Genomic DNA, 24,888 nt, shown 5'->3' with positions numbered 1-24,888 from the left:
TTTTTATGATTGGGATGAGGCGTTGGCGCGGGGTTTAGCCGCGCATTGACCAAGGAACAAGGCGCGAGTGCTGGGATGAGACGGTTTGCCCTGATTTTATTGCTTTGGCCGGGATTTGTGGCCGCCGATGAGTTTCAGCAACTGACGGGTGATGAGATTCTGATGGCGCTTGCTGGCAAGAAGCTCGACTATGGCGAGGGGATCACCCAGACCTTCGATAGCAATATGCAAACGCAGTACTTTTCAGGCCGCCCAAGTTCGGGACGATGGGCCGTTCGTGATGATCGCTATTGCTCGGTCTGGCCGCCTTCGGATTTCTGGGCTTGTTATGATGTTGAGCAAAGCGGTGAAACCATCCGGTTTGTGGATGATTCAGGCAATACAACTGACGGAATCTATTTGAAGTGAGCCTGCCCAGAAATATTTATGATTTCCAGGGGGTTTGGGACCTGAGCCGCCTCATCCGGGACGAGCGTGCAGGCCAGATCATTCAGGCCGAGGGTAAGGCAGAGCTACGGCAAGATACCCAAGGGTTGGTCTATGATGAGACGGTCACGCTGCGTGTTCCGGGGCAGCCTGCAATGACGGGAACGCGTCGATACCTTTGGCGCGACGCCGGTGATCGGATCGCTATCCATTTTGATGATGATCGGTTTTTTCACGCACTCAAACTTGGCCAAACCCGCGTCAAGGATCATCACGATTGCCCGCCGGACAGCTATGATGCAGACTATGATTTCTCAGGATGGCCGCGCTGGACAGTCCGCTGGACTGTATCAGGACCGCGAAAATCCTATGAAATGGAGACCAAATACGCGCTGCGATAGCGTAATCATCTTGCAGCAACGGCCCGGAACGGGCATTGCTGCATGTGCAAATAAGTCCGAATGTGGAGAAATGAGATGAACGCAAACGTACTGGCCAATGCTTTTGGCCCGCGTGAGGGGACGGCGCTGCGCGTCAAGCAGGTGGCTCTGGTTGCCCTGGGTATCGTTGCTCTGGCTGTTGCAGCCAAAATCAAAGTGCCGATGTGGCCGGTTCCGATCACCATGGGCACATTCGCCGTTTTGACCATCGGCACCGCTTATGGCGCGCGCCTTGGCCTGATCACGATGCTGGGTTACCTGCTGGTTGGTGCTCTGGGCTTTGACGTGTTTGCAGGTTCCTCGGCCGAAAAATACGGCCTGACCTACATGATGGGTGGCACCGGCGGCTATCTGGTCGGTTACCTGATGGCGACCATTCTGCTGGGCGCACTGGCCGCGCGCGGCTGGGATCGTTCGGTCGGCAAGCTGGCGCTGGCGCTGGTACTGGCCAACGTGCTGATCTACGTGCCGGGCCTGCTGTGGCTGGGTCAGCTGTATGGCTGGGACAAGCCGATCCTGGAATGGGGTCTGACACCGTTCCTGCTGGGTGACGCGATCAAGCTGGCGCTGGCCGCTCTGCTGATCCCTGGCCTGTGGAAGCTGCTGGGCGACGCACGCACCTGATAGCGCGCTCTTGCGCAAGATACACCCGCGTTCGGAGCTTTCCGGACGCGGGTTTTTTATTGTCTACAGAACAGGATGCTGGACAAAGTCAATCTGCATGGGCAACCTGACATCAGAAAACTGATCAGGTTATTGAGATATGCGTATTTTGTTAAGCTTGGTGCTTGCTGCAAGTGCCGTGACTTGGTCGGCTGTAACGCCTGTGCAAGCCGACACACCGGTGACTTACACCGATGAAGGACGCGTCCTGTTCCGCTTTGAGGTTCCCGACTTCTGGACATTGCGTACCGGTGGCCCGCGTGAAATCGAGGATACCAATCTGGGCGATGCCCGTGCGGTTTCGCGCGTCATGGGGATCAGACCGGTGACCGACGATAATGTCTGGATGGGCTTCGTCTCACCATCACGGGTTTCCAGCATTCAGGGCGGGGTGCGCTATCTTGAGGATATCGACAAATTCCTCGTCAAGGACCCGACGGTGACCAGCACCAGTGATACAAGGATTGGCGGGCGGCCTGCTTATGTCATTCGCGGCACCGGCAATCGGGATGGGCGGGGTGTGAATTTTACTGCCACCGTGATCGATTTGCCGCGTGACCGTGTTGCAATTGGGGTGGCGATCCTGCGGGACGGGGCCGACCCGTCTTATGTTGATGCCTTGAACGCCGTTTTCGCGTCGTTCCGGTCTTTGCAGTAAGGAGGCTCGGATGACTCGCAAACTGTTAAAACGGTCTGTTCTGGCGCTGGGACTTGGTGCAGCAACCTTTACATTGTCCGCCTGCGATGGCGTGTCCGTCGGGGTAGGGTATGGCGTTGGGTATGACCCGTTCTACGACTCGATGCTGTGGAATGATTACTACCACGACCGTAACGTGAATGTAGATGTTGACATAAACCGCCCAGACCGGCCCGACCGCCCCGATCGACCGGTTCGTCCAAACCCTCCACCGCGGCCAAAGCCACCGATCGCCAAACCGCCGTCGCGTCCGCATCCCCCGGTGGCGCGTCCTCCGACGGCACGGCCACCAATTCACCGACCCTCACCGAGGCGCCGTTAGAAAAAGGGGGCAAAAGCCCCCTTCAATCATTATCATAAGCTGACAAAGGTGGTTTTCAGTCCAGCAGCTCAGTCGTGATATGGGCCGAGCCTTCAAGGGTTCGGTGCACGGGACATTTATCTGCGATCTCCAATAGCTTAGCACGTTGCGCGGCATCCAGCGGCCCTTGTAGCCGTATCTTGCGGCGGAACTGATCGACCTTGCCATCGCTGGCCAGTCCGGCGTCCTGCGCGTGTACCTTGTCGTGGCAGACATCGACGGTGATACCCGTCAGAGGCCATTTCTTGCGCCGCGCATACATGCGAATGGTCATCGAGGTACAGGCGCCCAATCCCGAGGACACAAATCCATAAGGGGACATGCCTCGGTCCGTTCCTCCGTACGAAGCGGGCTCGTCAGCGACCGCATGGTGGCGCGGGCCGGACTGGATGTCTTGCAGGAACCCTGCCGGGTCTGCCTCGGTCACGCGAACAACACCTTCCGGGGCACCGGGTGGTGGGGCGGGCGGGCACAGTTTGACGTATCTCGACACCCAAGCCGCAATGACATCCGCCGCGTAATCCGCATCAGCGGCGCGCGTGATCAGATGGTCGGCATCGTCCAGCGTGACAAAACTTTTTGGATGCTTCGCAGCCAGAAAGATGGTGCTGGCGTTGTCAATGCTGACCGTGTCATCGCGCGGTGCGTGCAGGATCAGAAGCGCTGCTTTCAAATCTGAAACGGCAGGGCTAAGCGCGGCCTCTGAAATGTCATCGACAAAAGCTTTGCCAATGCGGAACGGGCGACCGCCAAGCGAAACCTCTGCGCTGCCTTGCGCCTGAATCTCGGGCAGGGCGGCCTCGAAATGGTGTGATACGTGGCCCGGGTCAGCAGGCGCACCCAATGTGACGACCGCCTTGACCGACGGTATGCCAGCGCGTGCGCGCAGTACCGCAGCGCCGCCAAGTGAATGGCCGATAAGCAGGGCGGGGGCCATGTTGCGGCCGGACAGGTAGTGCGCTGCAGAGATCAGATCTTCGACATTTGAGGTGAATGTCGTATTCGCAAACTCTCCATCCGAGTGGCCAAGGCCTGTAAAATCAAACCTGAGCACGGCGATGCCCATCGCCGCCAAACGCGCCGAAATGCGCCGTGCGGCAGGTATGTCCTTAGAGCAGGTAAAGCAATGCGCAAACAAAGCCGTTGCCAATACCGGCCCGTCCGGCAGATCAAGGCGCGCGGCCAATTGGCTGCCGTCGTGACCGGCGAAAGTAATGCGTTCGGTGGGCATGATGAATCCTTGGTGGTCCGGGTTTCGACAATACTGTGTGCTGTGTGCGGTTCTCTCAACCCTTGTGTCAGTGGCGTAACGGGAAGGTGAGGGGGAGAGACCACGTAGCCCTTGGCGCGTCGCATCAACGCTTTGTTGGGGTTGGTTTTTGAATAATCAAAAAATGTGATGTAAGATCATATAAACATTCATTTTACTTATTTATTCTTGGACCCCAACTTGCAATCATCCTTCTTATCCAAAGCAGAGGTCAAAATGGCACATACAACATCTGCACCGCTAAGCCCGACACTCCACGCCGGAGTTCTGTTGGCAATTCTCGTGACTGGCGCAATTGGTTTTGCACTGGGACACAGCTGGCCGCTGACCAATACGTCTGAGGACACGCCAACTCTCACCGCGCCTGAAGACTGGCACGGTAATGTCAGACGGTCCCACTGGTCGAACTAGGCCATAGCGCTTAGCCAGACCCCATCAACTGTGCGTCGAACGGATACTTCGTTAGGTTTTCATAGCCGTCTTCAGTGATCAGAACCTGATCTTCCAGCTTGATCGAGAAATCGCCGCCAACCTCGCCAACTGCCGCTTCGACGCACAACACCATTCCGGGTTCAAGTGGATAATCATAGGATCCCTCGACCGCCTTGTCGGGATAGGCCACCAAGGGCCATTCATCGCACAATCCAACTCCATGCATCAGGCAGCCGTATTTCTGTGCCTGAAACTTGTCATCCAGCCGATGGGCATTCGCGGTTAGTTCCGGGATCATGACGCCTGGTTTCAGCATTTCCATGTTGGTCATGATGTGCTCATGCGCATGCTGCATGGCATAAATCATATCCGCACGTGGCTTTTGATCGCCGATCCACCAGGTTCGTGAGATGTCGACGCAAATGCCGTAAGAACCAATCAGGTCGGTATCAAACGCGATGATTTCATTTTGCCGCGTGATGCGCGGGCCGCATTCCTGAAACCAGGGATTGGTGCGCTGGCCCGAGGCAAGCAGGCGGGTCTCGATCCATTCACCACCGCGCCGGATGTTTTCAGCATGTAGCACTGCCCAAATGTCATCCTCGGATGTCTTCCCGTCTCCGACATTGATACGTGCGAAGCGCTCCATTTCGGCCACAGCGGTCTCGCAGGCGTGGCTGGCGCAGCGCATGGCGAGGATTTCGTCTGGGCCTTTGATGGCACGGGTTTTCTCGGTAAGCTCTTCGCCCTCCATCACCTCGAACCCCTGAGCCTCAAGCGCGCGCAGGCCGTGCAGCATGATCTTGTCGACACCCAGCCGCATGTTGCTGCCGCCATGTTCTTCGATCAGGGCGCGCACCTCGTTTGAAAACACATCTGCGGCAACGTCAATCTTGTCGCCCCGGTCGAAATAGAACAGATCCGCGCCCGAGCGCTGCTCGCGCACCAGCGGGTTGAATTTCGACAAGAACGGAGAGTTCTTGTAGTCCCAGATCACCATATATCCGTCAGCGCAAACCAGAACGGCCCGGAACGGGTTATGGGTATTCCAGAGCTGCATGTTGGTGCTGTCAGTCGCATAGCGGATATTCAGGGGATCAAACAGCAGGATCCCGCCCCAATCGCGCTGCACGATGGCCTGAGTGAGGCGTTTCCAGCGGTATTTACGCATCTGTTCTAGATTGGGCAGGCTAAGCCCGGCAGCGGCCCATTCGTCAAAGGCAAGCTGTGTCGGTCCGATCTCGATCCTGTCATTGTCGTTCGGTGTCCCGTCCCCGAGGGTGGCGCCCCGGGTCGGGTCAATCTTACGGGTGTCACGATATGGTGTGTTCACGGTTGGACCTTTCTGCTTGCCTGCCCAACCTGCAAATCCAGATGCGCTGCGTCTTCTAGGTTTGCGACCGTCTTCTGGTCGCTTTTTGACCGACAGCGCCAGAGCAGGGTGCTATGCCTCGACTATGACCGTGATATTACAGCAAGCCATTCCCTATGATCCACTCGCCCAAAACCCGCTGCCTGGCATTAAGCCTGCGGACCCCAGGGCCTGGTTGCATCGCGACGATGCATTTTCTGCCCAGATGCAACGACGCGCGGCGCTGTTGGCGCAGCAAAAACAGGATGTCTTGGCGCAAAGCCCCGAGGCGTTGGCACCCGCGCAGGAGTTGCTGGAACTGGTCATTCAGCAAGTTTATCCGAATGTCTCCGATCACGTTGTGCGGCCCGACGGTGTACGGGTTGAGGTTGACCGGGAACGCCCGTTGGAAACGCTATGCCATTTGGTGCAAGAGGATTTCTGCATTCTGCAGAAACACGATGACGAGCATGTTTTGACTGGCGCGATCCTGTGCTTTCCCGCAAGCTGGATGCTGTCAGAAAAGTTCATGCGCCCGTTGATTGGGATCCATGAACCGGTTGACGCCTACGACGCCAATATTGCCCGCAGAGTTCAACGTTTGTTTGACGGCATTCAGCCCGACCGACCACTCTGGCGGTTCAATGCGCTTTGGTACAATGATGCCGAATTGTTCCAACCGCGCAGTCTCATGCAGCGACGCACACCGCGGGACGAAAATTCGGCCCGATATCTGCGTAGTGAACGTCAGACTCTCTTGCGTTTACCTGAGACAAACGCAGTGGTGTTCGCGATCCACACTTATGTAATGGCCGCTGATCAGGTCCTTAAAATGGAAAACCCCGCCTGACGGCGGGGCCTCCAAGGAGGGTCTTGGGTAATTTGATTACATGCCAATCGCGCTGGCGACCTCGGCAAAAGCATTCGTAGCGTTCAGGCCAAAAATCGCTGTGGTAAAAGCCAGAACTTGAGTGTTGAGGCGAAAATCCTCACCCCGGATCAGATTGACTGCTGCCAGGGATATGGCAATCGGTGTCGATATGCTTGCCACAGCACCAGTCATGCCCCAGCTGGTCAGTCGCAGAATATCGCTTGGGCGTTCCGTTTCGTCCTCGGACTGGTGAATGTTGCCGGCGGGCAGGGGAGCATCAGCCTCGGTCCGGAAGGCGATACTGAGCAGTTGGTCGTCACTTAGCTTGATCGGACGCGGCTTGGCGTGTTTGGTCTGTGTATTTTCCGCATCAGGATCGGGCAGATCGAGCCCCGCAAATGGGCCGCTGACTGCTTCGAAAATCTGCTTTCGGTTCCGGGCGTTGCGCGGCGCAATTGAATCAAAGGCACTCATGAATTGTTCGATGGTCAGAACCGTTTTGGGCGACAACCATTCGACACGACGGGTCGTGCAGATGTCGACCATTCGGTACAGGATCACCACAAGCATCAACTCGGATATTTCACTGTCATCGAGCAGTTTTGACACCGGACAAATCGAGATCGTCAGCCGGTTTCCCGGCAGGGTTACCGCAGCACGCGGCATAGTTTTGAGACCAGCGGTTCGATCCATCCGCTCATGGTGATTGTGATCTACTTGGGTTGGTTCCGAGTCCAATGTCAGACGCACGAGATATTGGCTGCTGACGATACTGGCCTCTGATGCGCTAAGAAGCGTCTTGCGCTCGACCAGATGGCCATAGTCACCCAGCGTCGTCGAGACGACCTCGCACAGACGCTCAAGCGCGCCATCTGCCGACCCGTCAAACTGGAGGCCACCGTGGTAACTATGCTTTGCAGTCACAGCATGTTCCTTTGCTGTCATAATCTTCACAACAAATTAACAGGCGAAATGGCGCAAATTTTGACCAAAATGGAAAAAAGTCGAAATATTCCAAGATTGATTACGCTTTGGAAACCAAGAAAATCGGGGTTTCCTTAAATCTATGTGGCAACAATGTGGCCGAATTCAGGTGCTCTGACGTCAAGCCTATGACTGCCCTAGTTGTCGATTCGCGCCGCCATGATTGCAATGGATTGCTGGTAGACCGAGGCCGCATTCCATTGCTGTATGACCGCAAAATTCGGCTCTCCGGGTTGATAGCCGCGACCGGGCTTCCACCCTTTCTTACGTAGAAAATTCGCGGTCGAGGCAAGCGCGTCGGTCATGTTATAAAAATCGACCCGACCGTCACCGGTGGCGTCCACACCATAGGTCAGGGCATTGCCGGGCAGGAACTGTGTATGCCCCAGCTCGCCATGTTTTGCCCCTTTTGTCGCCATCGTGAGGGTACCTTGGTCAACCAGTTTTAAGGCGCCGATAGCGTGCGGGATGAAGAATTCGGATCGGCGACAATCATAGGCTAATGTCGTGATTGCGGAAACAACCTGACTATCTCCCATGAAACCTCCAAAGCCGGTTTCCATGCCGTGAATGGCAATCAGCACACCCGCCGGTACGCCATATTGACGCTCGAGCGTGGCGTAAAACTGCGGATTGCGAGCTTTGCGCTTGCGCCCTTGCGCAACGATGGTGTTTGCCCCGCGCACCTGCATGAATTTGTCTAATGAGTATTTAAAGCTCTTCTGATTGCGATCCGCGGCAATCGTACGTGTAGCATATTGCGTCTGCGCGAGCGCTTGCAGACCCTTCTTTTTCACACCCGCCCGTTTGGCGGTTTTGGCAAAGTCGGCTTTCCAGGCCTCAAACCCGCTGCTGGTATTCCCACAAGGGGCGGACAGTGCCACTGAGGGCAGAAGGAACGCGAGTGCAGCGTAAAGGCGAAGACGAGGCATAGAGGAAATCCGAGTGCAAAAAAAACCATGCTCAGCCTAAGCCGAGTTCGACCTACCGCAAAGTGGTTTAATAGAGATCAAGCTCGTCTGTGCCTTTCAGGGATTCGAACCATTCATCCGGGGTTTTGTCGATCTTGGCATGTTTGACCATCATCGCGTTCATATTTGGCAGACTGGATGAGTCCGGCCATTCATCGGGTTGCCACAGGTTTGATCGAATGATGCATTTGGGACAGTGCGCAAAGACGGTTTCGACATGGATCAACAGGGCCAGCTTGGGCACGCGTCCACCAACGGCCATGTTTGAAAGAAGTTCGGGATCTGCGCTAATTCTCGCGGATCCCCGCAGGCGCAGAGTTTCCAATTTTCCGGGGACAAAGAATATCACGCTGACGCGCTGATCTTTCAGCACATTATGAAACGTATCCACGCGCTTGTTCCCAGGCCGGTCCGGGATCGCAATCATCGAGTTCGAGAGCACCTGCACAAACCCCGCAGGATCGCCACGAGGCGAAATATCGAGATGCCCATCGGGATTGGCCGAAGCGATCAGGCAGAACGAGGACATGCCAATGAAGTCTCGACACATCTCATCAAGTGCAGGCAATTCCTTTGCAATGATCTGCGGCAAGGGTTGCCCGCAAATGCGTTCCAGATCTTTTTCCGAGGTTACAAGTCCTGAATACTCAGAAAAGGGTTTGTCGCTTGCGGGCATGTGCTCTCTCCGCCTGATGTTGAGCTTAAATTTTGAAAGATCATCATCGATCCGTCAAATCTCGCGGAGATACAGAAAAAGGGGCGCCCGATGGGCGCCCCCTGAGAATTTTCGTCGAAAATTCTTAATCAGCAGCTGTAGTACATGCCGTACTCAACCGGGTGAGGTGTGTGCTCGTAGGTTTCTACCTCTTCCATCTTCAGCGCGATGTAGCCGTCGATCTGGTCTTTGGTGAACACATCGCCTTGCAGCAGGAAGTCGTGATCAGATGCCAGCGCTTCCAGAGCTTCGCGCAGCGAGCCGCATACGGTCGGGATGTCGGCCAGTTCTTCGGCAGGAAGATCGTACAGGTTCTTGTCCATGGCTTCACCCGGATCGATCTTGTTCTTGATGCCGTCCAGACCGGCCATCAGCAGCGCGGCGAACGCCAGATAGGGGTTTGCGGCCGGATCGGGGAAGCGGGCCTCGACGCGCTTGGCTTTCGGGCTTTCGGTCCACGGAATACGCACGCAGCCTGAACGGTTGCGGGCCGAATAGGCGCGCAAGACGGGGGCTTCGAAACCTGGGATCAGACGCTTGTAGCTGTTGGTCGCCGGGTTGGTGAAGGCGTTCAGCGTTTTGGCGTGCTTCAGGATGCCGCCGATGAAGTACAGCGCCTCATCAGACAGGTCGGCGTATTTGTCGCCCGCGAACAGCGGCTTGCCGTCTTTCCAGATCGACATGTTCACGTGCATGCCGGTGCCGTTGTCACCTGCGATTGGCTTCGGCATAAAGGTCGCCGATTTGCCATAGGCATGTGCAACGTTGTGGATCACGTACTTGTATTTCTGAAGCTCGTCGGCCTGCTTGGTCAGGCTGTCGAAGATCAGGCCCAGTTCGTGCTGACACGATGCAACCTCATGGTGGTGCTTGTCGACCTTCATGCCCAGACGCTTCATGGTCGACAGCATTTCCGAGCGCAGGTCCTGCGCTTCGTCAACGGGGTTTACGGGGAAGTAACCACCTTTGACGCCCGGACGATGGCCCATGTTGCCCATCTCGTATTCGGTGTCGGTGTTCCACGATGCATCAGTCGCATCAACTTCGTAGGATACCTTGTTGATACTGTTCGAGAAACGAACGTCATCAAAGAGGAAAAATTCGGCCTCAGGACCCATGTAGGCCACATCACCAATACCGGAAGCCTTCAGGTACGCTTCGGCTTTCTGAGCGGTGCCTCGCGGGTCACGTTCATAGGCTTCACCAGTGTCAGGCTCCACAACCGAGCAGTGCAGGCAGATGGTCTTTTCCGCATAGAACGGATCGACATAGGCGCTGTCGGTGTCGGGCATCAGTTTCATGTCGGAAGCTTCAATCGACTTCCAGCCCGCGATGGACGAACCGTCGAACATAAAGCCCTCTTCCAGGAAGTCCTCATCGACCTGATCGGACATGATGGTGACGTGCTGAAGTTTGCCACGCGGGTCGGTAAAGCGGATGTCGACGTATTCGGCGTCTTCATCACGGATCAGCTGAAGAACTGCGTCCTTGCTCATACTATTTGTTCCTCTGATTTGAAGATTGCTGTGTTACAGGGCTTCCGAACCGGTTTCGCCGGTGCGGATACGAATGGCTTGTTCGATAGGTGAGACAAAGATTTTTCCGTCCCCGATCTTGTCGGTCTTAGCGGCGCTAACGATGGCTTCGATCGCTGCGTCAACCTGATCATCATCCAGCACGACCTCGACCTTTACCTTGGGTAGAAAGTCGACAACATATTCTGCGCCGCGATAAAGTTCGGTGTGACCTTTCTGGCGACCAAAGCCTTTTACCTCGACCACGCTGAGGCCCTGGACTCCCACGTCTTGCAGCGCCTCTTTCACTTCGTCCAGTTTGAACGGCTTGATGATCGCTTCGATCTTTTTCATTCCGGCTCACCTTGTATGGTTGTCTTGATGGCAATGATCACGTCTAAGATCGGGCAGCAATGGAACTGCGAATTTGGTCGCCTTGTGGTGCTGCGAAATCGTGCAACGGGTTAAATTTTGATCGATATGCACAAAATGTAATCAGAATTGAATCGCGTGAGGGCGCAATATGGCAGAGTTGCTGACAGCGGCACAGATGAGGGCGATCGAAAAGTCCGCGATTGAGTCCGGTGACGTGAGCGGACTGGAGCTGATGGAGCGGGCGGGGCGCGGTGTTCTTCAAGCCGTATTTGAAGAATGGCCAGAGCTGCAGCGGGGGCCAGCCCCCGCACCCTCGAGGTATTTGGGGCCAGATGAAGAGGATCCGCTGCGTGCGGTAATTCTTTGCGGGCCAGGAAATAACGGGGGGGATGGATTTGTTGTTGCACGCTTGCTGCGGGAGCGCGGCTGGGAGGTGGCGGCATTTCTTCTTGGTGATCCGGCGAAGCTGCCACCAGATGCGCGTGTGAATCATGACAGGTGGGGCGAATTGGGGGAGGTTCACCCATTTTCCGAAGTGTTTGCCGCGCATCAAGGGGCTGACCTTTATGTCGATGCGTTATTCGGGACGGGCTTACAGCGACCGCTTGAGGGTGATGTTCTAAAATGGGCAGAAATGACTGCCTCGGATCCAGCCATCGCCGAAAAGACAGTATCCGTTGATATGCCGTCTGGCCTGTGTTCCGATAGTGGGCGTGAGCTGGCCCCGGGGACCGCGACGGTTCAGGCCAGGCTCACGGTATCGTTTCATACTGCAAAGCTGGGGCATTATCTGGGGCTGGGGCCGGTCAGAAGTGGCCGATTGGTCGTCAAGGACATTGGTTTGGAGGAGGGAGTTCAGGGCGCGGTCAAACTGGTGACCACCCCGGATGCTGATTTTTCGAAGGCAACTGCCTTACACAAATATGCGCATGGGCATGCCTTGATTATTAGCGGAGGTGCGGGGGCAACCGGCGCAGCAAGGCTGGCGGCACGTGGTGCATTACGCATCGGGGCCGGATTGGTGACGCTGGGTGTTCCACCCTCGGCTCAGATGGAGGTTGCCAGTCACATCACTGCGCTGATGCTGCAGCGGGTCCAGAGCGGCGATGATCTGATGGAAGTCCTGATGGATGCGCGGTTGAATGCACTATGCCTCGGTCCTGGTTTGGGGCTGGCGCGTGCGCAGGAGCTGGTTCCTGCGGCGCTGGCCTCGGGGCGTCCCGCAGTGCTGGACGCGGATGCTTTGACGGCGTTTGCTGATGCGCCAGAGGTGCTGTTGGACATGCTCCATGACAGATGTGTTCTGACACCGCACGGGGGCGAGTTTGCGCGATTGTTCCCGGAGATCTCCGAAAAGCTCTCGGTCAAGCCGGGCAAAGGGCCGGCTTATTCCAAAGTGGATGCCGTGCGTGAGGCGACCAAGCAGGCTGGCTGTGTGGTACTATACAAGGGCCCTGACACGGTGATTGCTGCACCGGATGGGCAATGTGTGATCAATGCGGCGCTGTTTGACCGGGCGGCGCCCTGGCTGGCGACAGCAGGGTCGGGCGATGTGCTTGGCGGGTTCATAACGGGACTACTGGCGCGGAGCTTCAACCCGATGGCTGCAGCCAAGACCGCAGCTTGGTTACATGTGGAATGCGCCAGGCAATTTGGGCCGGGGTTGATTGCTGAAGATCTGCCGGAACAATTGCCAGCGGTATTCGCACGGCTTGAAATAAATGGGTCATAGGCAAATATTGGCCGATCGCGGGTCAAAGCGGCAATGTTTCGCCTTATGATTTACCTGTGCGCATAACGGGTGTTTGCAAGCTGCAACACGCAGCGCAAGAATTGTCTTGCAGGTTAGCTGGGTGCTGCTTTCGAACTAGGTCAAAATATTGATTATAAAACGCTTTCCCTGAAGGTCCCCGCTTCCGCCTGTGGCAGAAATGCAATGCCGGGCTAATAAGCTTTAGCAATCATTGGAACCGTTAATCCAGGTGCGCATATCGGCAATATCTAAAAAAACTGACCCATCTATGGTGAATGACATGACAGTGAATTTTAAGCTGACTTCGATAGCCGCGGCGCTTGTCGCAACAACGGCAATCCCCGCCGCCGCCGAACTGAAATACGAAAACAACACGGGCGGTTATGTCCTGCTTTATGGTCAGTTGCACCCGGCCTTAATCTCGGTTGACGACGGTGAAGAGACCGAAACGCGCGTTCTGGACAATGACCTGTCAAACAGCCGCGTCGGTTTGGAACTGTTGCAGCCCTTCGGCAACAACGATTTCACCTTCCGTTTTGAAACCGGGCTTGGTCTGCCGAGCTCGAGCGAGTGGAACCAGCTGGGCACAGATTTCAGCGGCTGGACCCGTGAAGATATCCGTCACGTGGATTTCGCACTTGCCGGTGACTGGGGTAAATTCTCGGCCGGTCAGGGCAGCATGGTGGCCGATGGCGCTGCCGAAGTGGATCTGTCTTACGTTGGAACTGCGCTGTATTCCTTTACCAACGATGAAAATGGCGGGTTCTTCTATCGCGGTACTGACGGTTTGCTGAGCGACATCACCGTTGGCGATTCCAGCAGCAACTTTGACGGTGCGCGCCGTGGCCGCGTTCGGTATGACACGCCGGAGTTCAGCGGTTTTAAGGCCGGCATCGCCTATGGTCAGAACATTCTGTCCAGCAGCGATGACGATGACTATTACGATATCGGCCTTCGCTATAACAACACCTTCGGCGGCGGGGTTGAATTTGCAGCGGCGGTTGCATACTCGGTGCGTTCGGCTGACGATGGATCGGGGGACCGCAAGGATACGATCGGGTCGGCCTCGGTTATGCTGCAAAACGGCCTGAGCTTCACCGTAGCCGCCGGTACGCGGGACAATGACGCGGATGGTGCGTCTGACCCGAACTACTTCTACGGCAAGATTGCCTATGAGGATCAGTGGGTATCCTGGGGTAAAACCGGTATCGGGATCGACTATTACTCGGGCTCGGACTTCGTAAATGACGGTTCCAGCACCGATGCTTGGGGCATCGCTGTTGTTCAGCGTATCGACAGCATCAATACAGATGCATATCTGAAATACCGCAATCACGATTTCGAAGATGGCGCTTCGTTCGACAACAACGAGGCGTGGGTGCTGGGGGCCCGCTGGAGGTTCTGATTTCTCAGCTTTCGATGATCGAACGCTCCGGCCTGTGCCGGGGCGTTTTTTCGTCTGTAATAGGGGTAAAACCAGCCTGAAAGGGCCTTTGCCTCTTGCACGCAGGCGGCTGTGCAAATAGAAGGCGTCAAATTTGCCCGGCGCGCCCGTTTTGCGCGCCCCGAATCCTATGGGGACTACCAAAATGCAGGTTACCGAGACGCTGAACGAAGGTCTGAAGCGCGGCTACAACATCGTTGTGACCGCAGCCGAGCTGGACGACAAGGTCAACGAGAAACTGACCGAAGCGCAGCCCGAGGTTGAAATGAAGGGTTTCCGCAAAGGCAAGGTGCCGATGGCTCTGCTGAAAAAGCAGTTCGGCCAGCGCTTGCTTGGCGAAGCGATGCAAGAAACCATCGACGGTGCGATGAACAAGCACTTTGAGGACAGCGGCGAACGTCCTGCGTTGCAGCCCGAGGTCAAGATGACCAACGAGGACTGGAAAGAAGGCGACGACGTAGAAGTTGCGATGTCCTACGAAGCGCTGCCTGAGATTCCCGAGGTCGACCTGAAATCGGTTGAACTGGAGAAGCTGGTTGTCAAAGCGGACGACGCAGCCGTGGAAGAAGCGCTGAACAACCTGGCCGAGACCGCGCAGAACTTCAAAGCGCGCCGTAAGGGTTCGAAAGCCAAGGACGGTGACCAGATCGTGTTCGACTTTGTTGGTAAGGTTGACGGCGAAGAGTTCGAAGGCGGTTCGGCTGAAGATTACCCGCTGGTTCTGGGCTCGAACAGCTTCATCCCCGGCTTTGAAGAGCAGTTGGTCGGTGTGAAGGCCGAGGAAGAAAAAGACGTCAACGTCACCTTCCCCGAAGAATACGGTGCTGAGCATCTGGCCGGCAAAGACGCCGTTTTCACCTGCACCATCAAAGAGGTGAAAGAGCCGGTCGCGGCTGAGGTCGACGACGAGTTGGCCAAGAAATTTGGTGCCGAAGATCTGGCTGGGTTGAAGGCACAGATCGCCGAGCGTCTGGAAGCCGAATATGCTGGTGCGTCCCGTGCAGTTATGAAGCGCGCTTTGTTGGACGTGCTGGACGAGAAAGTCTCGTTCGACCTGCCGCCGTCACTGGTAGAAGCCGAAGCCAAGCAGATCGCGCATCAGCTGTGGCACGAGGAAAATCCTGACGTTGAAGGTCACGATCACGATCCGATCGAACCAACCGACGAGCATAACAAGCTTGCCGAGCGCCGCGTGCGTCTGGGCCTGCTGCTTGCCGAACTGGGCCAGAAGGCCGAGGTTGAAGTGACCGACTCGGAAATGACACAGGCGATCATGAACCAGGCGCGTCAGTACCCGGGCCAGGAGCGCCAGTTCTTTGAATTTGTGCAGCAGAACGCCCAAATGCAGCAGCAGCTGCGTGCGCCTATCTTTGAAGACAAGGTTGTCGACTACGTCTTCGAACTGGCTCAGGTTGCGGACAAAGAAGTCAGCAAGGACGATCTGCAAAAAGCCGTTGAGGCACTGGAAGAGGAATAATCCTCTTCCTTCCCCCTTTAGGGGTCAAAAAAAAGCGGAGCCGTCTCGAATTAGACGGCTCCGCATGGGTGGCTTTGTACTATGAGGTGAGGGGGTCAGGCCTCATGAGCAAAAGCACGGGGGGTCTGTAACAGAGCGGTCTTCTGCTCTGGGGTGAATGTGTCGGACAGCGCTTCGATCAGTTTCAGCACTGCCTGCCTTTCTTCTTCCGTCTTGGCCGCACTCATCTGTTCGACAAAGTACTTCTCAAGATCGGTGAGCGGCTTGTGGTCACGATTTGCCGGGCTGAGTTTGGCGACCTTTTTGGCCTCGAAGAACTCCAACGCCTTTTCTTCTTCGATAAAGACATCGTGGTGAATGTCTGCGAATTCGCGAAGACCCGAAATCCTTTCTTCTGTGCAATCCAGCAACGCCGCCATGGCCGGTACCTTGCCCATCGGAACGGTTTCGCCCACATAGTCGTAGGGCGCACAGTTCGAGCGTTTGAGAACGCGGTTCATAACCGGGTCAATCACGGTGATGATGTCCTGGATACCCGCGCTGCGGCAGTATTCCAGAGATCCGATCATCAGCTCACAGGTCGCGTAAGAAACCGAGTTCTTCTCTTTCCCTCGGGTCAGTCGCTGCGTGTCGACGCAGAAGCGGGTGGATTCCCACATGGTCGCGCTGCGCATTGGCGCTTCGCCGCATAAGATATCCGAGAACACATCTGAAAGCATGTGCGGGCCGGTTGTCTGGAGTGCACGTACTGCGGCTACGACGTTCCCCTCATCGTCGAGACCAATTACGTATGCAGGATCCAGATGATCGAACTGATCGATTTCTTTGCCGTCTTCGATGTGGACGTCCCATCCAAGTCGCCCGCCAAAAACCCGAGCGCGCAGTTCGAACATATCGTCAAGAACTTCGGTGAACAGATGTCTGTTCAGCCCATCAACTACCAAAATCATGTTAACCCCCTTCGAGTGATCTGTCTGTGGATAAGACGTTACCCGGTTTCCACAGCGAATCTATTGGGGGTTTCCCGTAATATTGGCTTTTTTTAGCCCAATTTCGGCAAAATTTGGCTTTATCCTGGGTAGATTAAGCCGATTCCGATGGCCCGACCGACAGCCTGCGGAGTCGTCAGTGCATTAAGCTTTTCGCGAGAAGAGCGCAAGTGCACCTCAACCGTGCGGTGCGAAATCGACAGTATATCGCCGATATCTTGTTGCGATTTACCCGCTGCGGCCCATTGCAAAATCTCCAATTCTCGGCTGGAGAGGGTCGGGTGGTACAGCATCCGGCTGATCGTATCCGATGTCATGACATTGTCATGGATGTGTACGGCCAATGATTGCAGGTCACTTATCACGTTGGGCACCAGTTTCTTCCACTCATCCCGGCTGCACTCGCGCACTGCGCTAAGCAAGCCGATATCTCCGTACGGCCCGCGAACCGGAATCGTAATGCCTTGATCTGGAATGCCAAAATCATGTGCATCGCGAAAAACGCGCTGAAAATCTTTACCGCGTTCCAGACGGCTCCAGTCGACCGGAGCGATACTGCGCTGGCTCATGTGCAGCGTCGGATCGATCAGGTGCAGGCCTTGCTCTTGATAGTGGGTTTTCCAGTCGTCCCCATAGGTCACATGGCCGTGAATCGTACCTGCAGCAGGATTCATACCCGCATAGGCTGCGTGGTCCATTTCATATTTGTCACAGACCTGACGCAGGAACTCGTCATACCGAGTATCCTGTTCGGGAAGAGTGCTGAGATCAACAATATCCATACGGTAACGACCAGTTAGACCCGAGTGAGCGGGCGGATCCCCTTGGCCAGGAAAATGATACTGTCTTCCCTGACGTCAAACAGGACACCACATTTCGCTTGTCAAGACAAGAAGATGTGGGAAATGTCTGCCTTTTATAGGTAAATGTGCCTTTCGGGCACACAATTACGCACCTTTAAAAGATTTAACGTCAGAGTTGTGCAGTAGGTCATGGGATTCGCCGTGGCATTTCGAAGGTTATGCATGTGCATTACAATCGAAATGCGAATTAAACATGCCTATTCTGTGGCAGAAACCAGACCCGTCTCGACGAGCATGCCCCTGGCCTTTGCTTCGGGCCAATATCCTTTGGCATAAAGAAAGATGGCACGTTGTTGATCTCCATCAGACAAAAGCCAGGCGCCTCGCAGGTATTTTCCGGCAAACTCCAGATTGGTATCGGCGTCCAGCAGGCCTTTGGCATTTCCAGTGTAACCCATTGATCGCGCAGTGGCCGGGAGGATTTGCAGAAGCCCATAATAGGGCCGGTTCACCGCCCACGGTCGATGTGTGCTTTCACGGATGGCCAGCTTGTGCACCAGCTCCCGCGGGAGCTCGTAGTGGTCAGCCCATTTATTGATCGAGGCGCGAAGCTCGGGTGTTTCATTGGGGTAGAGGGGGGGATCGAAGGTATCGCCGGAACCCGAGCTGCCAGGACTGCCACAAGCTGCAAGCGGTGCCATAAGCAACAAGGTTAAGACGCGGCGACGAAGGAGGGGGGTCATCAAAATACTCCTGATTGCGAATGGCGATGATATGAAACCCTCGCCGGTCTGCAAGGCCAGGCGAACAATCGGGCTGAATTTTTCTTGCGATGTAACAAAAAGAAAAAGGGCCGCGTAAAAGCGCGGCCCTTTGAAATTGGATATGCAGCCAGATCAGGCTTTTGCTTCGTCTTCTTCGACCGGAGCTTCTTCGGCAACCAGATCTTCGTCTTCCGAAGCGGCAGAGCCTATGTCGTCGAACAGTTCGGCGATTTCGAATTCGGCAGCGGCTTCTTCTTCAGCAGCCAGTTCCTGGATCGATTTGCCCGATGCCTGCAGTTCGGCTTCTTCTTCCGAACGTGCGACGTTCATCTTGATCTCGACTTCTACCTCGGGGTGCAGGTTGACTGCGACTGAGTGCAGACCCAGTTCCTTAATCGGAGCGATCAGGGCAATCTGTTTCTTGTCGACGGTGAAGCCAGCTTCGGTTGCGGCGTCTGCGGCATCACGCGGGGTGACCGAACCGTACAGAGCGCCGGCATCCGATGCCGAACGAATCACGATGAACTGCTGACCGTCCAGCTTTTCAGCCAGCGCTTCAGCTTCTTTCTTGGTTTCCAGGTTGCGTGCCTCAAGCTGCGCTTTCTGGGCTTCGAACGACGCGATGTTGGCGTTCGATGCGCTCAGCGCTTTGCCTTGGGGCAGCAGGAAGTTGCGGGCGTAGCCGGGCTTGACGTCAACGACGTCGCCCATCTGACCCAGTTTCGCAACGCGTTCCAGAAGGATAACTTGCATGTCAGTCTCTCCTTACTTCACGGCGTAGGGCAGCAGGGCGAGGAAGCGGGCGCGCTTGATAGCACGGGCCAGTTCACGCTGCTTTTTCGCCGAAACGGCGGTGATGCGCGAAGGTACGATCTTGCCACGCTCAGAGATGTAGCGCTGCAGCAGACGAGTGTCTTTGTAGTCGATTTTCGGCGCGTTCTCACCCGAGAACGGGCAGACCTTGCGGCGGCGGAAAAATGGTTTTGCGGCCATGGTTTATGTCCTTTCGTCAGGCGTTGATCAGCGGCGCTCGCGGCGGCCTTCGCGCTCATCGCGCTTCTGCATCTGGACCGAAGGGCCCTCGGCATGCTCGTCGACCTTGATGGTCAGAACGCGCATCACGTCATCATGCAGGCGCATCAGGCGTTCCATTTCCTGAACCGCACCCGAAGGGGCATCGGTTTTCAGGAAGGCATAGTGGCCTTTGCGGTTCTTGTTGATCTTGTAAGCCATCGTCTTGACGCCCCAGTACTCGCTTTCGACGACGTTGCCGCCGTTGTCAGCCAGAACGGTGCCGAAATGTTCGACAAGGCTTTCTGCCTGCGCGTTGGACAAATCCTGACGCGCGATCATTACATGCTCATACAGTGGCATGTGCACTCCTGTTTATATCAAGGCGCATTTCAAAGGCGGGGCCATATGGTCCTTCGCGACCCTGCCACGAGAGGCTGCGCGATTCATAACTCCTGCGAAGGATGGCCCCGTATACACGTTTGAGCGGGCGGGGCAAGCCCTGCCACATATGCCTTTGTGAAGTCGCCCTATTTCCACTGGTGCGCCCAATTCCTGACGCTTTTCGCCCCGAGGTTGTTCATGAAGCCGGGAGAACCCGGTAGATTGGAAAACATAGACAGGGCAAGACAATGGCCGTCATGAACACAAACACTTTTGAACAATCGACGCCTGCTGCGGTATTTGATAAATCCGTCCCCGTTCTGATTACGTTTGCGCCGAATTGGCGGGCTCGGATGTTTCTTCTGCGTGCCGTTGGTGTCTTTCTGATCGTGTCGGCCTTTTCGATGTGGTTGATGCCGGGTTCGGTTATGGGAGCCGAGGTTTGGCCTATCAAGTTGGTCGCTTCACTGATGTTCTTGATTGTTGGCGTCAGCCTTCTGACCATCGAGGTGATGGATGCGCGCCCAGACGCCTATTTTGACCCAATCCGCCGCGAGGTTCGCATTCTTCAGAAAAACGAAAACGGTCGGCCGCAAACGGTATTGCGCCGCAGCTACGACTCGCTGGGTGGCGCGCGTTTCGCTGACGACCAGGTCGAACTGTACGATGTAGACGGAAGCCTGCTGATGAAGCTGCCACTGGAATCGGCGGATGTTGGCTCAGCGCTCAAAGGTCAACTCAGCCAAAACGTAACAATTTTCGCCTGATTTTTATTCTGTTCAAAAAGGAACAGAAGTTGTGAATCAAAAAAACTTGTGTGCCGCCCTTGGGCGGCACATTTTCGTAGGTGAGCAACCCACCCGGTTTGCAACAACACCATTGCGGAGATTGTTATGAAATCCACCCTTATTGCTGCTGCTTTGGCCGTATCGGCGACCACAGCATTCGCCAGTGCTGAAAAATACGTTTTGGACTCCAGCCATAGCCAGGTCATCTTCAGTTGGAACCACCTTGGCTTTTCGACCACCACGGGCATGTTTTCGGGCTTTGAGGGCGAAATCATGTTTGATCAGGAAGACCCGGCAGCATCAAGCGTGACTGTTTCGATGCCGGTCGTTGAGATGATCACCGGTTGGAAGCCGCGCGAAGATCACTTCATGACCGAAGATTTCTTTGGCGCAGCCGAAGGTGATCTGGTGACCTTCACTTCAACTGGTATTGAGGTCACTGGCGAGAACACAGCCAACATCACCGGTGATCTGACCATGAATGGTGTCACCAAATCCGTGGTTCTGGATGCCAAGCTGAACCAAGTGGGTGAGCACCCGATGGCGGGCAAGCCATGGGCCGGATTTGACGCCACCACAACGCTGGTGCGCAGCGATTTTGATCTGGGCCAATTCGCTCCGTTCGTGGGTGACGAGGTCGAGGTCAAGATTTCGATCGAGGCGCAGAAGGCCGACTAATCCCTTCATGATCCCAAAAAAGGAACCGCCGGGGTTATGCGCCCCGGCGGTTTTTCATTTGTCGTCGCGTTCTGCCGTCAATTCAACTGTGACGATAACCGTGAACCCCAACGAATCTTCGGTGGGTTGCGATTTTCCAACGTCGAAATCCATTCGGTTGAGTTCCAGATTCCCCGACATCGTCGCTGCATCGTCGGCCAGTTCCAGCGTAAATGGCAGGACGACATCGATAGATTTGTCCCGGATTGTCAGAGGTCCTCGCGCCTCATAACCCGCATCCGTTTTGAACAGGTCGGCCTTAAATTGAGCCGTAGGAAACTGCGCACTGTCAAAGAAATCCGCACCCATCGCTTGGCCGGTGACTGTGCCGAGGCTGAGTGAGCCAATGGCAATCGTTACATCGACGGAACCGGCCAATCCCGGCTCGGCGGGATCCTCAAACGCTATCGCTGCAGTCCAGTCAGCAAACTCGCCGCTTACGGGACTGCCCAATTGCGAGATAGTAATCGACAGGGATCCGTCTTCGACCTCCCATTCCGATTGAACTTGCGCAAGTTCGGCCGTGTCTTCGGTTGCTTTGGACTGGTCGTCAAAGACACCGGTGGACCAACCTCCGACCAGCACCGCGCCCCAGATTGCCAAGGCGGCGAAGGCGGGAACAATGGAATGGTGCTGTGCCGGGGGTTCCGGCGCGTCCGATTGGCCGGGCAGCATACGGCGCAGGGTACTGTCTTTGTCCACGACATGGTGTTTCAGCGCGCCCGCTATGTGCAGCACGAGTGCCACACCCAGGGCCCAGACGAAAAGCCAATGCAGGCTGGCGCTGATGTCTGCAAGGAAAGCTGACTTCGGAATAAGCGGCAGGTTCTGACCAAGGGGCCATAGGATCGGCGCGAAGCCGTCGGTGGCGGCGTGGTGGATCCAGCCGCTGAGCGGAGCCAGAACAAGCGAGCCGTACAGCAGCCAGTGCACAGTTTCGGCGGCGAAGGCCTCGGGTTTGTTTTCAGCGTTCAGCAAGCCCGGTTTCGTCTGGGTAACAGCCCAAAGGATTCGGGCCAGTGCGACGAAGAACACGGTAACACCAATGGTTTTGTGCAGTGAAAACAGCTGGGCGGCGCGGGCGATGTCATCCTCGGTCGTGGGAATGCTCGGATCGTAAATCGCATGGGCCAATTGGTTCGCGAACCAGCCCAGCGGCAGAGCCGTCAGGATCAGTAGCGCGGTCAGCCAGTGAAATGCTTTGGTTACACCACCATAGCTGGACCGGGTGTTGGTAAGGGGCATCGATTGGCTCTCCGAGTTTCTGAATTGAGGGTAAGTTAAATGGATGCCGTGTGGACACAAGACAGAGAAATGCACAGTAAAGGTGTCCTGATGCAGAACGCAGGCAATGCTTGTGCCGCGCCGATTGTCAGTTTAAACCCCGCCGAAATCTGACGTCACGCAAGAGGCACCAATGACACGCGCGTTTGTTTTCCCCGGGCAGGGCGCCCAGACCATCGGAATGGGCAAGGCCTTGGCTGAGGCATATCCAGCCGCCCGCGCCGTTTTCGATGAGGTCGATGAGGCCTTGGGCGAAAAACTGAGCGATCTGATCTGGGAAGGCGATATCGCAGAGCTGACCCTGACTCAGAATGCACAGCCCGCGCTGATGGCAACCTCGATGGCCGCAATGCGCGCACTTGAGGCCGAAGGCGTTTCGATTTCAATGGCATCTTATGTGGCGGGTCACTCGCTGGGTGAATACTCGGCGCTGGCTGCGGTCGGAGCTTTGACGGTTGCCGATACTGCCCGCCTGCTGCGGACGCGCGGGCAGGCGATGCAAAGTGCAGTGCCGGTGGGCGAGGGCGCAATGGCCGCCATTCTGGGGCTCGATCTTGAAGCGGTGCGCGCCGTTGCGGAAGAGGCCGCGCAAGATGAGGTCTGTCAGGCTGCCAATGACAATGACCCAACCCAGGTAGTCGTTTCTGGTTCAAAAGCCGCTGTTGAGCGCGCAGCCGAGATCGCCAAGGAAAAAGGTGCCAAGCGTGCAATTATGTTGCCGGTAAGTGCTCCATTTCACTGTGCGCTGATGCAGCCTGCGGCAGATGTAATGGCAGAGGCTTTGGCCTCGGTTGAAATCAAAGCGCCTACCGTGCCTTTGGTTGCGAATGTTCGCGCCGAAGCTGTGGCTGATCCAGATATGATCCGTCAGTTGCTGGTGGAACAGGTCACCGGCTCGGTTCGGTGGCGTGAGAGCGTACAGTACATGGTCGCGCAGGGTGTGACCGAAGCGTGGGAGATCGGCGCGGGCAAAGCTCTGTCGGGAATGATCCGCAAGATCGATCGAGCATTGGCGTGCACAGCGGTCGGGACGCCTGAAGATGTACAAAAAGCCGTTAACCCCGGCGCATGAACAAGGGACAGCCGCCGGTTTCGGCGGCCAGAGAGGAAACATAGATGTTTGATTTGACAGGTAAGAATGCGTTAATCACCGGTGCTTCGGGTGGGATTGGCGGCGATATCGCCCGCGCGCTTTACGACGCTGGTGCAACTGTTGGCCTTTCCGGAACGCGCGTGGAGCCTCTGCAAGCTCTGGCCGACAGCCTTGGCGATCGTGCGCATGTCTTGCCGTGTAACCTTAGCGATCCCGAAGCCGTCGAGGCCCTGCCGAAACAAGCGGCTGAGGCGATGGGCTCGGTTGATATTCTGGTGAACAACGCAGGCATCACACGCGACAACTTGTTCATGCGCATGTCGGATGAAGAATGGCAGAGCGTGATCGACGTGAACATGACCGCAACGATGAAGCTGTGCAAAGGCGTGATCAGGGGCATGATGAAGGCGCGCTGGGGTCGGATCGTCAATGTCTCGTCCGTTGTGGCTGCGATCGGAAACCCAGGGCAGGCGAACTATGCTGCCTCCAAGGCCGGCATGATCGGCTTTTCCAAGGCGCTGGCGCATGAGGTTGCGACCCGTGGCATTACCGTTAATGCGGTTGCGCCGGGCTTTATCACCACCGCGATGACCGAGAAGCTGACGGATGAGCAAAAGAAGGGTCTGCTGCTCAAGGTTCCGGCCGGTCGTATGGGTGATCCGCAGGAAATCGCAGCCGCTGTGCTGTATCTGGCAAGCCCTGAAGCAGGTTATGTTACCGGAAGCACCTTGCATGTGAATGGCGGTATGGCCATGTTGTAATCGCAATTCAGGGTGGGCGCGAAAGCGTTTGCCTTGTGCGTTGTCTGTGCTATAGGCGGCGCATATGCGCAGGAACCGGTCCAAGGGCCGGTTCTCTGATTTCCCGGGGACCCGGGACCCAAACCGCCCGGAAAGGGCAAAACAAGTCCACCCCGAACGGGCAAGGGCAGAACCGGGCGGACAGCCCTGAAATTGAAATGAGGAATAGACATGAGCGACGTCGCAGATCGCGTAAAGAAGATCGTTGTTGAGCACCTGGGTGTTGAAGAGGACAAGGTTGCCGAAAACGCCTCGTTCATCGACGATCTGGGCGCAGACAGCCTGGACACCGTTGAGCTGGTAATGGCGTTCGAAGAAGAGTTCGGCATCGAGATTCCGGACGACGCAGCCGAGACCATCCAGACCTTTGGCGACGCGGTCAAATTCATCAGCGAAGCTTCCTAAGCTGACCTGACTGAGACAAAAACGGCGCTTCCGGGCAACGGAAGCGCCGTTTTTTTATGCTCTGCCACATTTCGCGCTTGCTTTGAGGCGTTGAGGCTCCGCACTC

General features: G+C 56.1%; 29 protein-coding genes. 15 read left to right on the top strand and 14 right to left on the bottom strand.

What is annotated here, in order from left to right; genetic code table 11:
* The first annotated feature begins 75 nt into the window (after positions 1-75).
* The 5 genes from ACR0NE_RS07465 (at position 76) to ACR0NE_RS07445 (ending at position 2,548) form a co-directional block, all read left to right on the top strand.
* Positions 76-408, top strand: coding sequence for a hypothetical protein (locus ACR0NE_RS07465; RefSeq protein WP_170396412.1), 333 nt, complete (start codon positions 76-78; stop codon positions 406-408).
* Positions 405-827, top strand: a complete 423-nt coding sequence (locus tag ACR0NE_RS07460; RefSeq protein ID WP_170422260.1) for a DUF6314 family protein — start codon at positions 405-407, stop codon at positions 825-827. Before ACR0NE_RS07465 ends, ACR0NE_RS07460 begins: the two co-directional genes overlap by 4 nt.
* 75 nt (positions 828-902) lie before the next feature.
* Positions 903-1,490, top strand: coding sequence for a biotin transporter BioY (locus tag ACR0NE_RS07455; protein ID WP_170396416.1), 588 nt, complete (start codon positions 903-905; stop codon positions 1,488-1,490).
* Between the two features lie 139 nt (positions 1,491-1,629).
* Complete coding sequence (locus tag ACR0NE_RS07450) at positions 1,630-2,187, top strand: hypothetical protein (protein WP_170597987.1); 558 nt, start codon at positions 1,630-1,632, stop codon at positions 2,185-2,187.
* A 10-nt stretch (positions 2,188-2,197) separates the two neighbouring features.
* A complete protein-coding gene (locus ACR0NE_RS07445; RefSeq protein ID WP_170597991.1) occupies positions 2,198-2,548 on the top strand; it encodes a hypothetical protein in 351 nt (116 codons plus the stop codon).
* A 55-nt stretch (positions 2,549-2,603) separates the two neighbouring features.
* On the opposite strand, the gene ACR0NE_RS07440 is transcribed toward ACR0NE_RS07445, so the two are convergent.
* Complete coding sequence (locus ACR0NE_RS07440) at positions 2,604-3,818, bottom strand: bifunctional alpha/beta hydrolase/OsmC family protein (protein WP_170597994.1); 1,215 nt, start codon at positions 3,816-3,818, stop codon at positions 2,604-2,606.
* Positions 3,819-4,073: 255 nt separating this feature from the next.
* Between ACR0NE_RS07440 and ACR0NE_RS07435 the strand changes: the two genes are divergently transcribed.
* Positions 4,074-4,268, top strand: a complete 195-nt coding sequence (locus ACR0NE_RS07435) for a hypothetical protein (protein WP_170597997.1) — start codon at positions 4,074-4,076, stop codon at positions 4,266-4,268.
* 10 nt (positions 4,269-4,278) lie between these two features.
* Here the strand turns inward: ACR0NE_RS07435 and dddP are convergent, their stop codons facing one another.
* On the bottom strand, positions 4,279-5,622 hold the full coding sequence (dddP, locus tag ACR0NE_RS07430; RefSeq protein WP_170597999.1) for a dimethylsulfonioproprionate lyase DddP: 1,344 nt from the start codon (positions 5,620-5,622) through the stop codon (positions 4,279-4,281).
* A gap of 124 nt (positions 5,623-5,746) precedes the next feature.
* Here dddP and ACR0NE_RS07425 point away from each other — a divergent pair, with 124 nt between their 5' ends.
* The gene (locus ACR0NE_RS07425; protein ID WP_170598002.1) at positions 5,747-6,490 is read left to right on the top strand and encodes a heme-dependent oxidative N-demethylase family protein; all 744 of its coding nucleotides are present in this window, start codon (positions 5,747-5,749) and stop codon (positions 6,488-6,490) included.
* A 36-nt stretch (positions 6,491-6,526) separates the two neighbouring features.
* Here ACR0NE_RS07425 and ACR0NE_RS07420 read toward each other — a convergent pair whose 3' ends face one another.
* The 5 genes from ACR0NE_RS07420 to ACR0NE_RS07400 form a co-directional block, all read right to left on the bottom strand.
* The gene (locus tag ACR0NE_RS07420) at positions 6,527-7,456 is read right to left on the bottom strand and encodes a hypothetical protein (protein WP_480444140.1); all 930 of its coding nucleotides are present in this window, start codon (positions 7,454-7,456) and stop codon (positions 6,527-6,529) included.
* Between the two features lie 176 nt (positions 7,457-7,632).
* The gene (locus ACR0NE_RS07415; RefSeq protein ID WP_170598005.1) at positions 7,633-8,427 is read right to left on the bottom strand and encodes a lytic murein transglycosylase; all 795 of its coding nucleotides are present in this window, start codon (positions 8,425-8,427) and stop codon (positions 7,633-7,635) included.
* A gap of 67 nt (positions 8,428-8,494) precedes the next feature.
* On the bottom strand, positions 8,495-9,142 hold the full coding sequence (locus ACR0NE_RS07410; RefSeq protein WP_170565886.1) for an MSMEG_1061 family FMN-dependent PPOX-type flavoprotein: 648 nt from the start codon (positions 9,140-9,142) through the stop codon (positions 8,495-8,497).
* A gap of 128 nt (positions 9,143-9,270) precedes the next feature.
* Positions 9,271-10,677, bottom strand: coding sequence for a type I glutamate--ammonia ligase (gene glnA, locus ACR0NE_RS07405; protein WP_170396436.1), 1,407 nt, complete (start codon positions 10,675-10,677; stop codon positions 9,271-9,273).
* Between the two features lie 33 nt (positions 10,678-10,710).
* Complete coding sequence (locus ACR0NE_RS07400; protein ID WP_170396438.1) at positions 10,711-11,049, bottom strand: P-II family nitrogen regulator; 339 nt, start codon at positions 11,047-11,049, stop codon at positions 10,711-10,713.
* A gap of 169 nt (positions 11,050-11,218) precedes the next feature.
* Between ACR0NE_RS07400 and ACR0NE_RS07395 the strand changes: the two genes are divergently transcribed.
* From ACR0NE_RS07395 to tig, 3 genes are all read left to right on the top strand, one after another.
* On the top strand, positions 11,219-12,802 hold the full coding sequence (locus ACR0NE_RS07395; protein WP_170598008.1) for an NAD(P)H-hydrate dehydratase: 1,584 nt from the start codon (positions 11,219-11,221) through the stop codon (positions 12,800-12,802).
* Between the two features lie 301 nt (positions 12,803-13,103).
* Positions 13,104-14,228: a porin gene (locus tag ACR0NE_RS07390; protein WP_170422244.1), complete on the top strand. Its 1,125-nt coding sequence runs from the start codon at positions 13,104-13,106 to the stop codon at positions 14,226-14,228.
* A gap of 184 nt (positions 14,229-14,412) precedes the next feature.
* The gene (tig, locus tag ACR0NE_RS07385) at positions 14,413-15,744 is read left to right on the top strand and encodes a trigger factor (RefSeq protein ID WP_170396960.1); all 1,332 of its coding nucleotides are present in this window, start codon (positions 14,413-14,415) and stop codon (positions 15,742-15,744) included.
* Positions 15,745-15,839: 95 nt separating this feature from the next.
* Here tig and ACR0NE_RS07380 read toward each other — a convergent pair whose 3' ends face one another.
* The 6 genes from ACR0NE_RS07380 to rpsF all read right to left on the bottom strand — a co-directional run bounded on the left by ACR0NE_RS07380 (position 15,840) and on the right by rpsF (position 19,674).
* Positions 15,840-16,694, bottom strand: a complete 855-nt coding sequence (locus ACR0NE_RS07380) for an acyl-homoserine-lactone synthase (protein WP_170598011.1) — start codon at positions 16,692-16,694, stop codon at positions 15,840-15,842.
* A gap of 119 nt (positions 16,695-16,813) precedes the next feature.
* Positions 16,814-17,515 (bottom strand): autoinducer binding domain-containing protein, encoded by a 702-nt coding sequence (locus ACR0NE_RS07375; protein ID WP_170396446.1) that lies wholly within the window; start codon positions 17,513-17,515, stop codon positions 16,814-16,816.
* Positions 17,516-17,793: 278 nt separating this feature from the next.
* On the bottom strand, positions 17,794-18,279 hold the full coding sequence (locus ACR0NE_RS07370; RefSeq protein ID WP_170396448.1) for a lytic transglycosylase domain-containing protein: 486 nt from the start codon (positions 18,277-18,279) through the stop codon (positions 17,794-17,796).
* Between the two features lie 153 nt (positions 18,280-18,432).
* Positions 18,433-19,053, bottom strand: coding sequence for a 50S ribosomal protein L9 (gene rplI / locus ACR0NE_RS07365; RefSeq protein WP_170396450.1), 621 nt, complete (start codon positions 19,051-19,053; stop codon positions 18,433-18,435).
* Positions 19,054-19,065: 12 nt separating this feature from the next.
* A complete protein-coding gene (rpsR, locus tag ACR0NE_RS07360) occupies positions 19,066-19,293 on the bottom strand; it encodes a 30S ribosomal protein S18 (protein WP_005608650.1) in 228 nt (75 codons plus the stop codon).
* A gap of 27 nt (positions 19,294-19,320) precedes the next feature.
* Positions 19,321-19,674 carry a 30S ribosomal protein S6 gene (gene rpsF / locus ACR0NE_RS07355; protein WP_068332653.1) on the bottom strand — a complete coding sequence of 118 codons (354 nt, stop codon included), beginning with the start codon at positions 19,672-19,674 and terminating at the stop codon, positions 19,321-19,323.
* A gap of 278 nt (positions 19,675-19,952) precedes the next feature.
* Here rpsF and ACR0NE_RS07350 point away from each other — a divergent pair, with 278 nt between their 5' ends.
* Entirely contained in the window at positions 19,953-20,462 is a 510-nt protein-coding gene (locus tag ACR0NE_RS07350) for a hypothetical protein (RefSeq protein WP_480459283.1), read from the top strand.
* Between the two features lie 126 nt (positions 20,463-20,588).
* Positions 20,589-21,161 carry a YceI family protein gene (locus ACR0NE_RS07345; RefSeq protein WP_170422240.1) on the top strand — a complete coding sequence of 191 codons (573 nt, stop codon included), beginning with the start codon at positions 20,589-20,591 and terminating at the stop codon, positions 21,159-21,161.
* Between the two features lie 54 nt (positions 21,162-21,215).
* On the opposite strand, the gene ACR0NE_RS07340 is transcribed toward ACR0NE_RS07345, so the two are convergent.
* Entirely contained in the window at positions 21,216-22,445 is a 1,230-nt protein-coding gene (locus tag ACR0NE_RS07340; protein ID WP_170598014.1) for a cytochrome b/b6 domain-containing protein, read from the bottom strand.
* Positions 22,446-22,617: 172 nt separating this feature from the next.
* Here ACR0NE_RS07340 and fabD point away from each other — a divergent pair, with 172 nt between their 5' ends.
* The 3 genes from fabD (at position 22,618) to ACR0NE_RS07325 (ending at position 24,782) form a co-directional block, all read left to right on the top strand.
* Positions 22,618-23,556 carry an ACP S-malonyltransferase gene (fabD, locus tag ACR0NE_RS07335; protein WP_170598017.1) on the top strand — a complete coding sequence of 313 codons (939 nt, stop codon included), beginning with the start codon at positions 22,618-22,620 and terminating at the stop codon, positions 23,554-23,556.
* Positions 23,557-23,600: 44 nt separating this feature from the next.
* A complete protein-coding gene (fabG, locus tag ACR0NE_RS07330) occupies positions 23,601-24,338 on the top strand; it encodes a 3-oxoacyl-[acyl-carrier-protein] reductase (RefSeq protein WP_170396459.1) in 738 nt (245 codons plus the stop codon).
* A gap of 210 nt (positions 24,339-24,548) precedes the next feature.
* The gene (locus ACR0NE_RS07325) at positions 24,549-24,782 is read left to right on the top strand and encodes an acyl carrier protein (RefSeq protein WP_008756330.1); all 234 of its coding nucleotides are present in this window, start codon (positions 24,549-24,551) and stop codon (positions 24,780-24,782) included.
* Positions 24,783-24,888: the final 106 nt, after the last annotated feature.

The organism is Ruegeria sp. C9, from assembly GCF_056537585.1.
The sequence above is the reverse complement of the archived record's forward strand: the minus strand, read 5'-3'. Positions and strand labels throughout refer to the sequence as shown.

What these genes read in the sequence shown, in the direction of transcription:
- ACR0NE_RS07465 (WP_170396412.1), top strand. Translation starts at nt 76, where the DNA reads ATGAGACGGTTTGCCCTGATTTTATTGCTTTGGCCGGGATTTGTGGCC.
- ACR0NE_RS07455 (WP_170396416.1), top strand. Translation starts at nt 903, where the DNA reads ATGAACGCAAACGTACTGGCCAATGCTTTTGGCCCGCGTGAGGGGACG.
- ACR0NE_RS07450 (WP_170597987.1), top strand. Translation starts at nt 1,630, where the DNA reads ATGCGTATTTTGTTAAGCTTGGTGCTTGCTGCAAGTGCCGTGACTTGG.
- ACR0NE_RS07445 (WP_170597991.1), top strand. Translation starts at nt 2,198, where the DNA reads ATGACTCGCAAACTGTTAAAACGGTCTGTTCTGGCGCTGGGACTTGGT.
- ACR0NE_RS07440 (WP_170597994.1), bottom strand. Translation starts at nt 3,818, where the DNA reads ATGCCCACCGAACGCATTACTTTCGCCGGTCACGACGGCAGCCAATTG.
- ACR0NE_RS07435 (WP_170597997.1), top strand. Translation starts at nt 4,074, where the DNA reads ATGGCACATACAACATCTGCACCGCTAAGCCCGACACTCCACGCCGGA.
- ACR0NE_RS07425 (WP_170598002.1), top strand. Translation starts at nt 5,747, where the DNA reads ATGACCGTGATATTACAGCAAGCCATTCCCTATGATCCACTCGCCCAA.
- ACR0NE_RS07420 (WP_480444140.1), bottom strand. Translation starts at nt 7,456, where the DNA reads ATGACAGCAAAGGAACATGCTGTGACTGCAAAGCATAGTTACCACGGT.
- ACR0NE_RS07415 (WP_170598005.1), bottom strand. Translation starts at nt 8,427, where the DNA reads ATGCCTCGTCTTCGCCTTTACGCTGCACTCGCGTTCCTTCTGCCCTCA.
- ACR0NE_RS07410 (WP_170565886.1), bottom strand. Translation starts at nt 9,142, where the DNA reads ATGCCCGCAAGCGACAAACCCTTTTCTGAGTATTCAGGACTTGTAACC.
- glnA (WP_170396436.1), bottom strand. Translation starts at nt 10,677, where the DNA reads ATGAGCAAGGACGCAGTTCTTCAGCTGATCCGTGATGAAGACGCCGAA.
- ACR0NE_RS07400 (WP_170396438.1), bottom strand. Translation starts at nt 11,049, where the DNA reads ATGAAAAAGATCGAAGCGATCATCAAGCCGTTCAAACTGGACGAAGTG.
- ACR0NE_RS07395 (WP_170598008.1), top strand. Translation starts at nt 11,219, where the DNA reads ATGGCAGAGTTGCTGACAGCGGCACAGATGAGGGCGATCGAAAAGTCC.
- ACR0NE_RS07390 (WP_170422244.1), top strand. Translation starts at nt 13,104, where the DNA reads ATGACAGTGAATTTTAAGCTGACTTCGATAGCCGCGGCGCTTGTCGCA.
- tig (WP_170396960.1), top strand. Translation starts at nt 14,413, where the DNA reads ATGCAGGTTACCGAGACGCTGAACGAAGGTCTGAAGCGCGGCTACAAC.
- ACR0NE_RS07380 (WP_170598011.1), bottom strand. Translation starts at nt 16,694, where the DNA reads ATGATTTTGGTAGTTGATGGGCTGAACAGACATCTGTTCACCGAAGTT.
- ACR0NE_RS07375 (WP_170396446.1), bottom strand. Translation starts at nt 17,515, where the DNA reads ATGGATATTGTTGATCTCAGCACTCTTCCCGAACAGGATACTCGGTAT.
- ACR0NE_RS07370 (WP_170396448.1), bottom strand. Translation starts at nt 18,279, where the DNA reads ATGACCCCCCTCCTTCGTCGCCGCGTCTTAACCTTGTTGCTTATGGCA.
- rplI (WP_170396450.1), bottom strand. Translation starts at nt 19,053, where the DNA reads ATGCAAGTTATCCTTCTGGAACGCGTTGCGAAACTGGGTCAGATGGGC.
- rpsR (WP_005608650.1), bottom strand. Translation starts at nt 19,293, where the DNA reads ATGGCCGCAAAACCATTTTTCCGCCGCCGCAAGGTCTGCCCGTTCTCG.
- rpsF (WP_068332653.1), bottom strand. Translation starts at nt 19,674, where the DNA reads ATGCCACTGTATGAGCATGTAATGATCGCGCGTCAGGATTTGTCCAAC.
- ACR0NE_RS07350 (WP_480459283.1), top strand. Translation starts at nt 19,953, where the DNA reads ATGAACACAAACACTTTTGAACAATCGACGCCTGCTGCGGTATTTGAT.
- ACR0NE_RS07345 (WP_170422240.1), top strand. Translation starts at nt 20,589, where the DNA reads ATGAAATCCACCCTTATTGCTGCTGCTTTGGCCGTATCGGCGACCACA.
- ACR0NE_RS07340 (WP_170598014.1), bottom strand. Translation starts at nt 22,445, where the DNA reads ATGCCCCTTACCAACACCCGGTCCAGCTATGGTGGTGTAACCAAAGCA.
- fabD (WP_170598017.1), top strand. Translation starts at nt 22,618, where the DNA reads ATGACACGCGCGTTTGTTTTCCCCGGGCAGGGCGCCCAGACCATCGGA.
- fabG (WP_170396459.1), top strand. Translation starts at nt 23,601, where the DNA reads ATGTTTGATTTGACAGGTAAGAATGCGTTAATCACCGGTGCTTCGGGT.
- ACR0NE_RS07325 (WP_008756330.1), top strand. Translation starts at nt 24,549, where the DNA reads ATGAGCGACGTCGCAGATCGCGTAAAGAAGATCGTTGTTGAGCACCTG.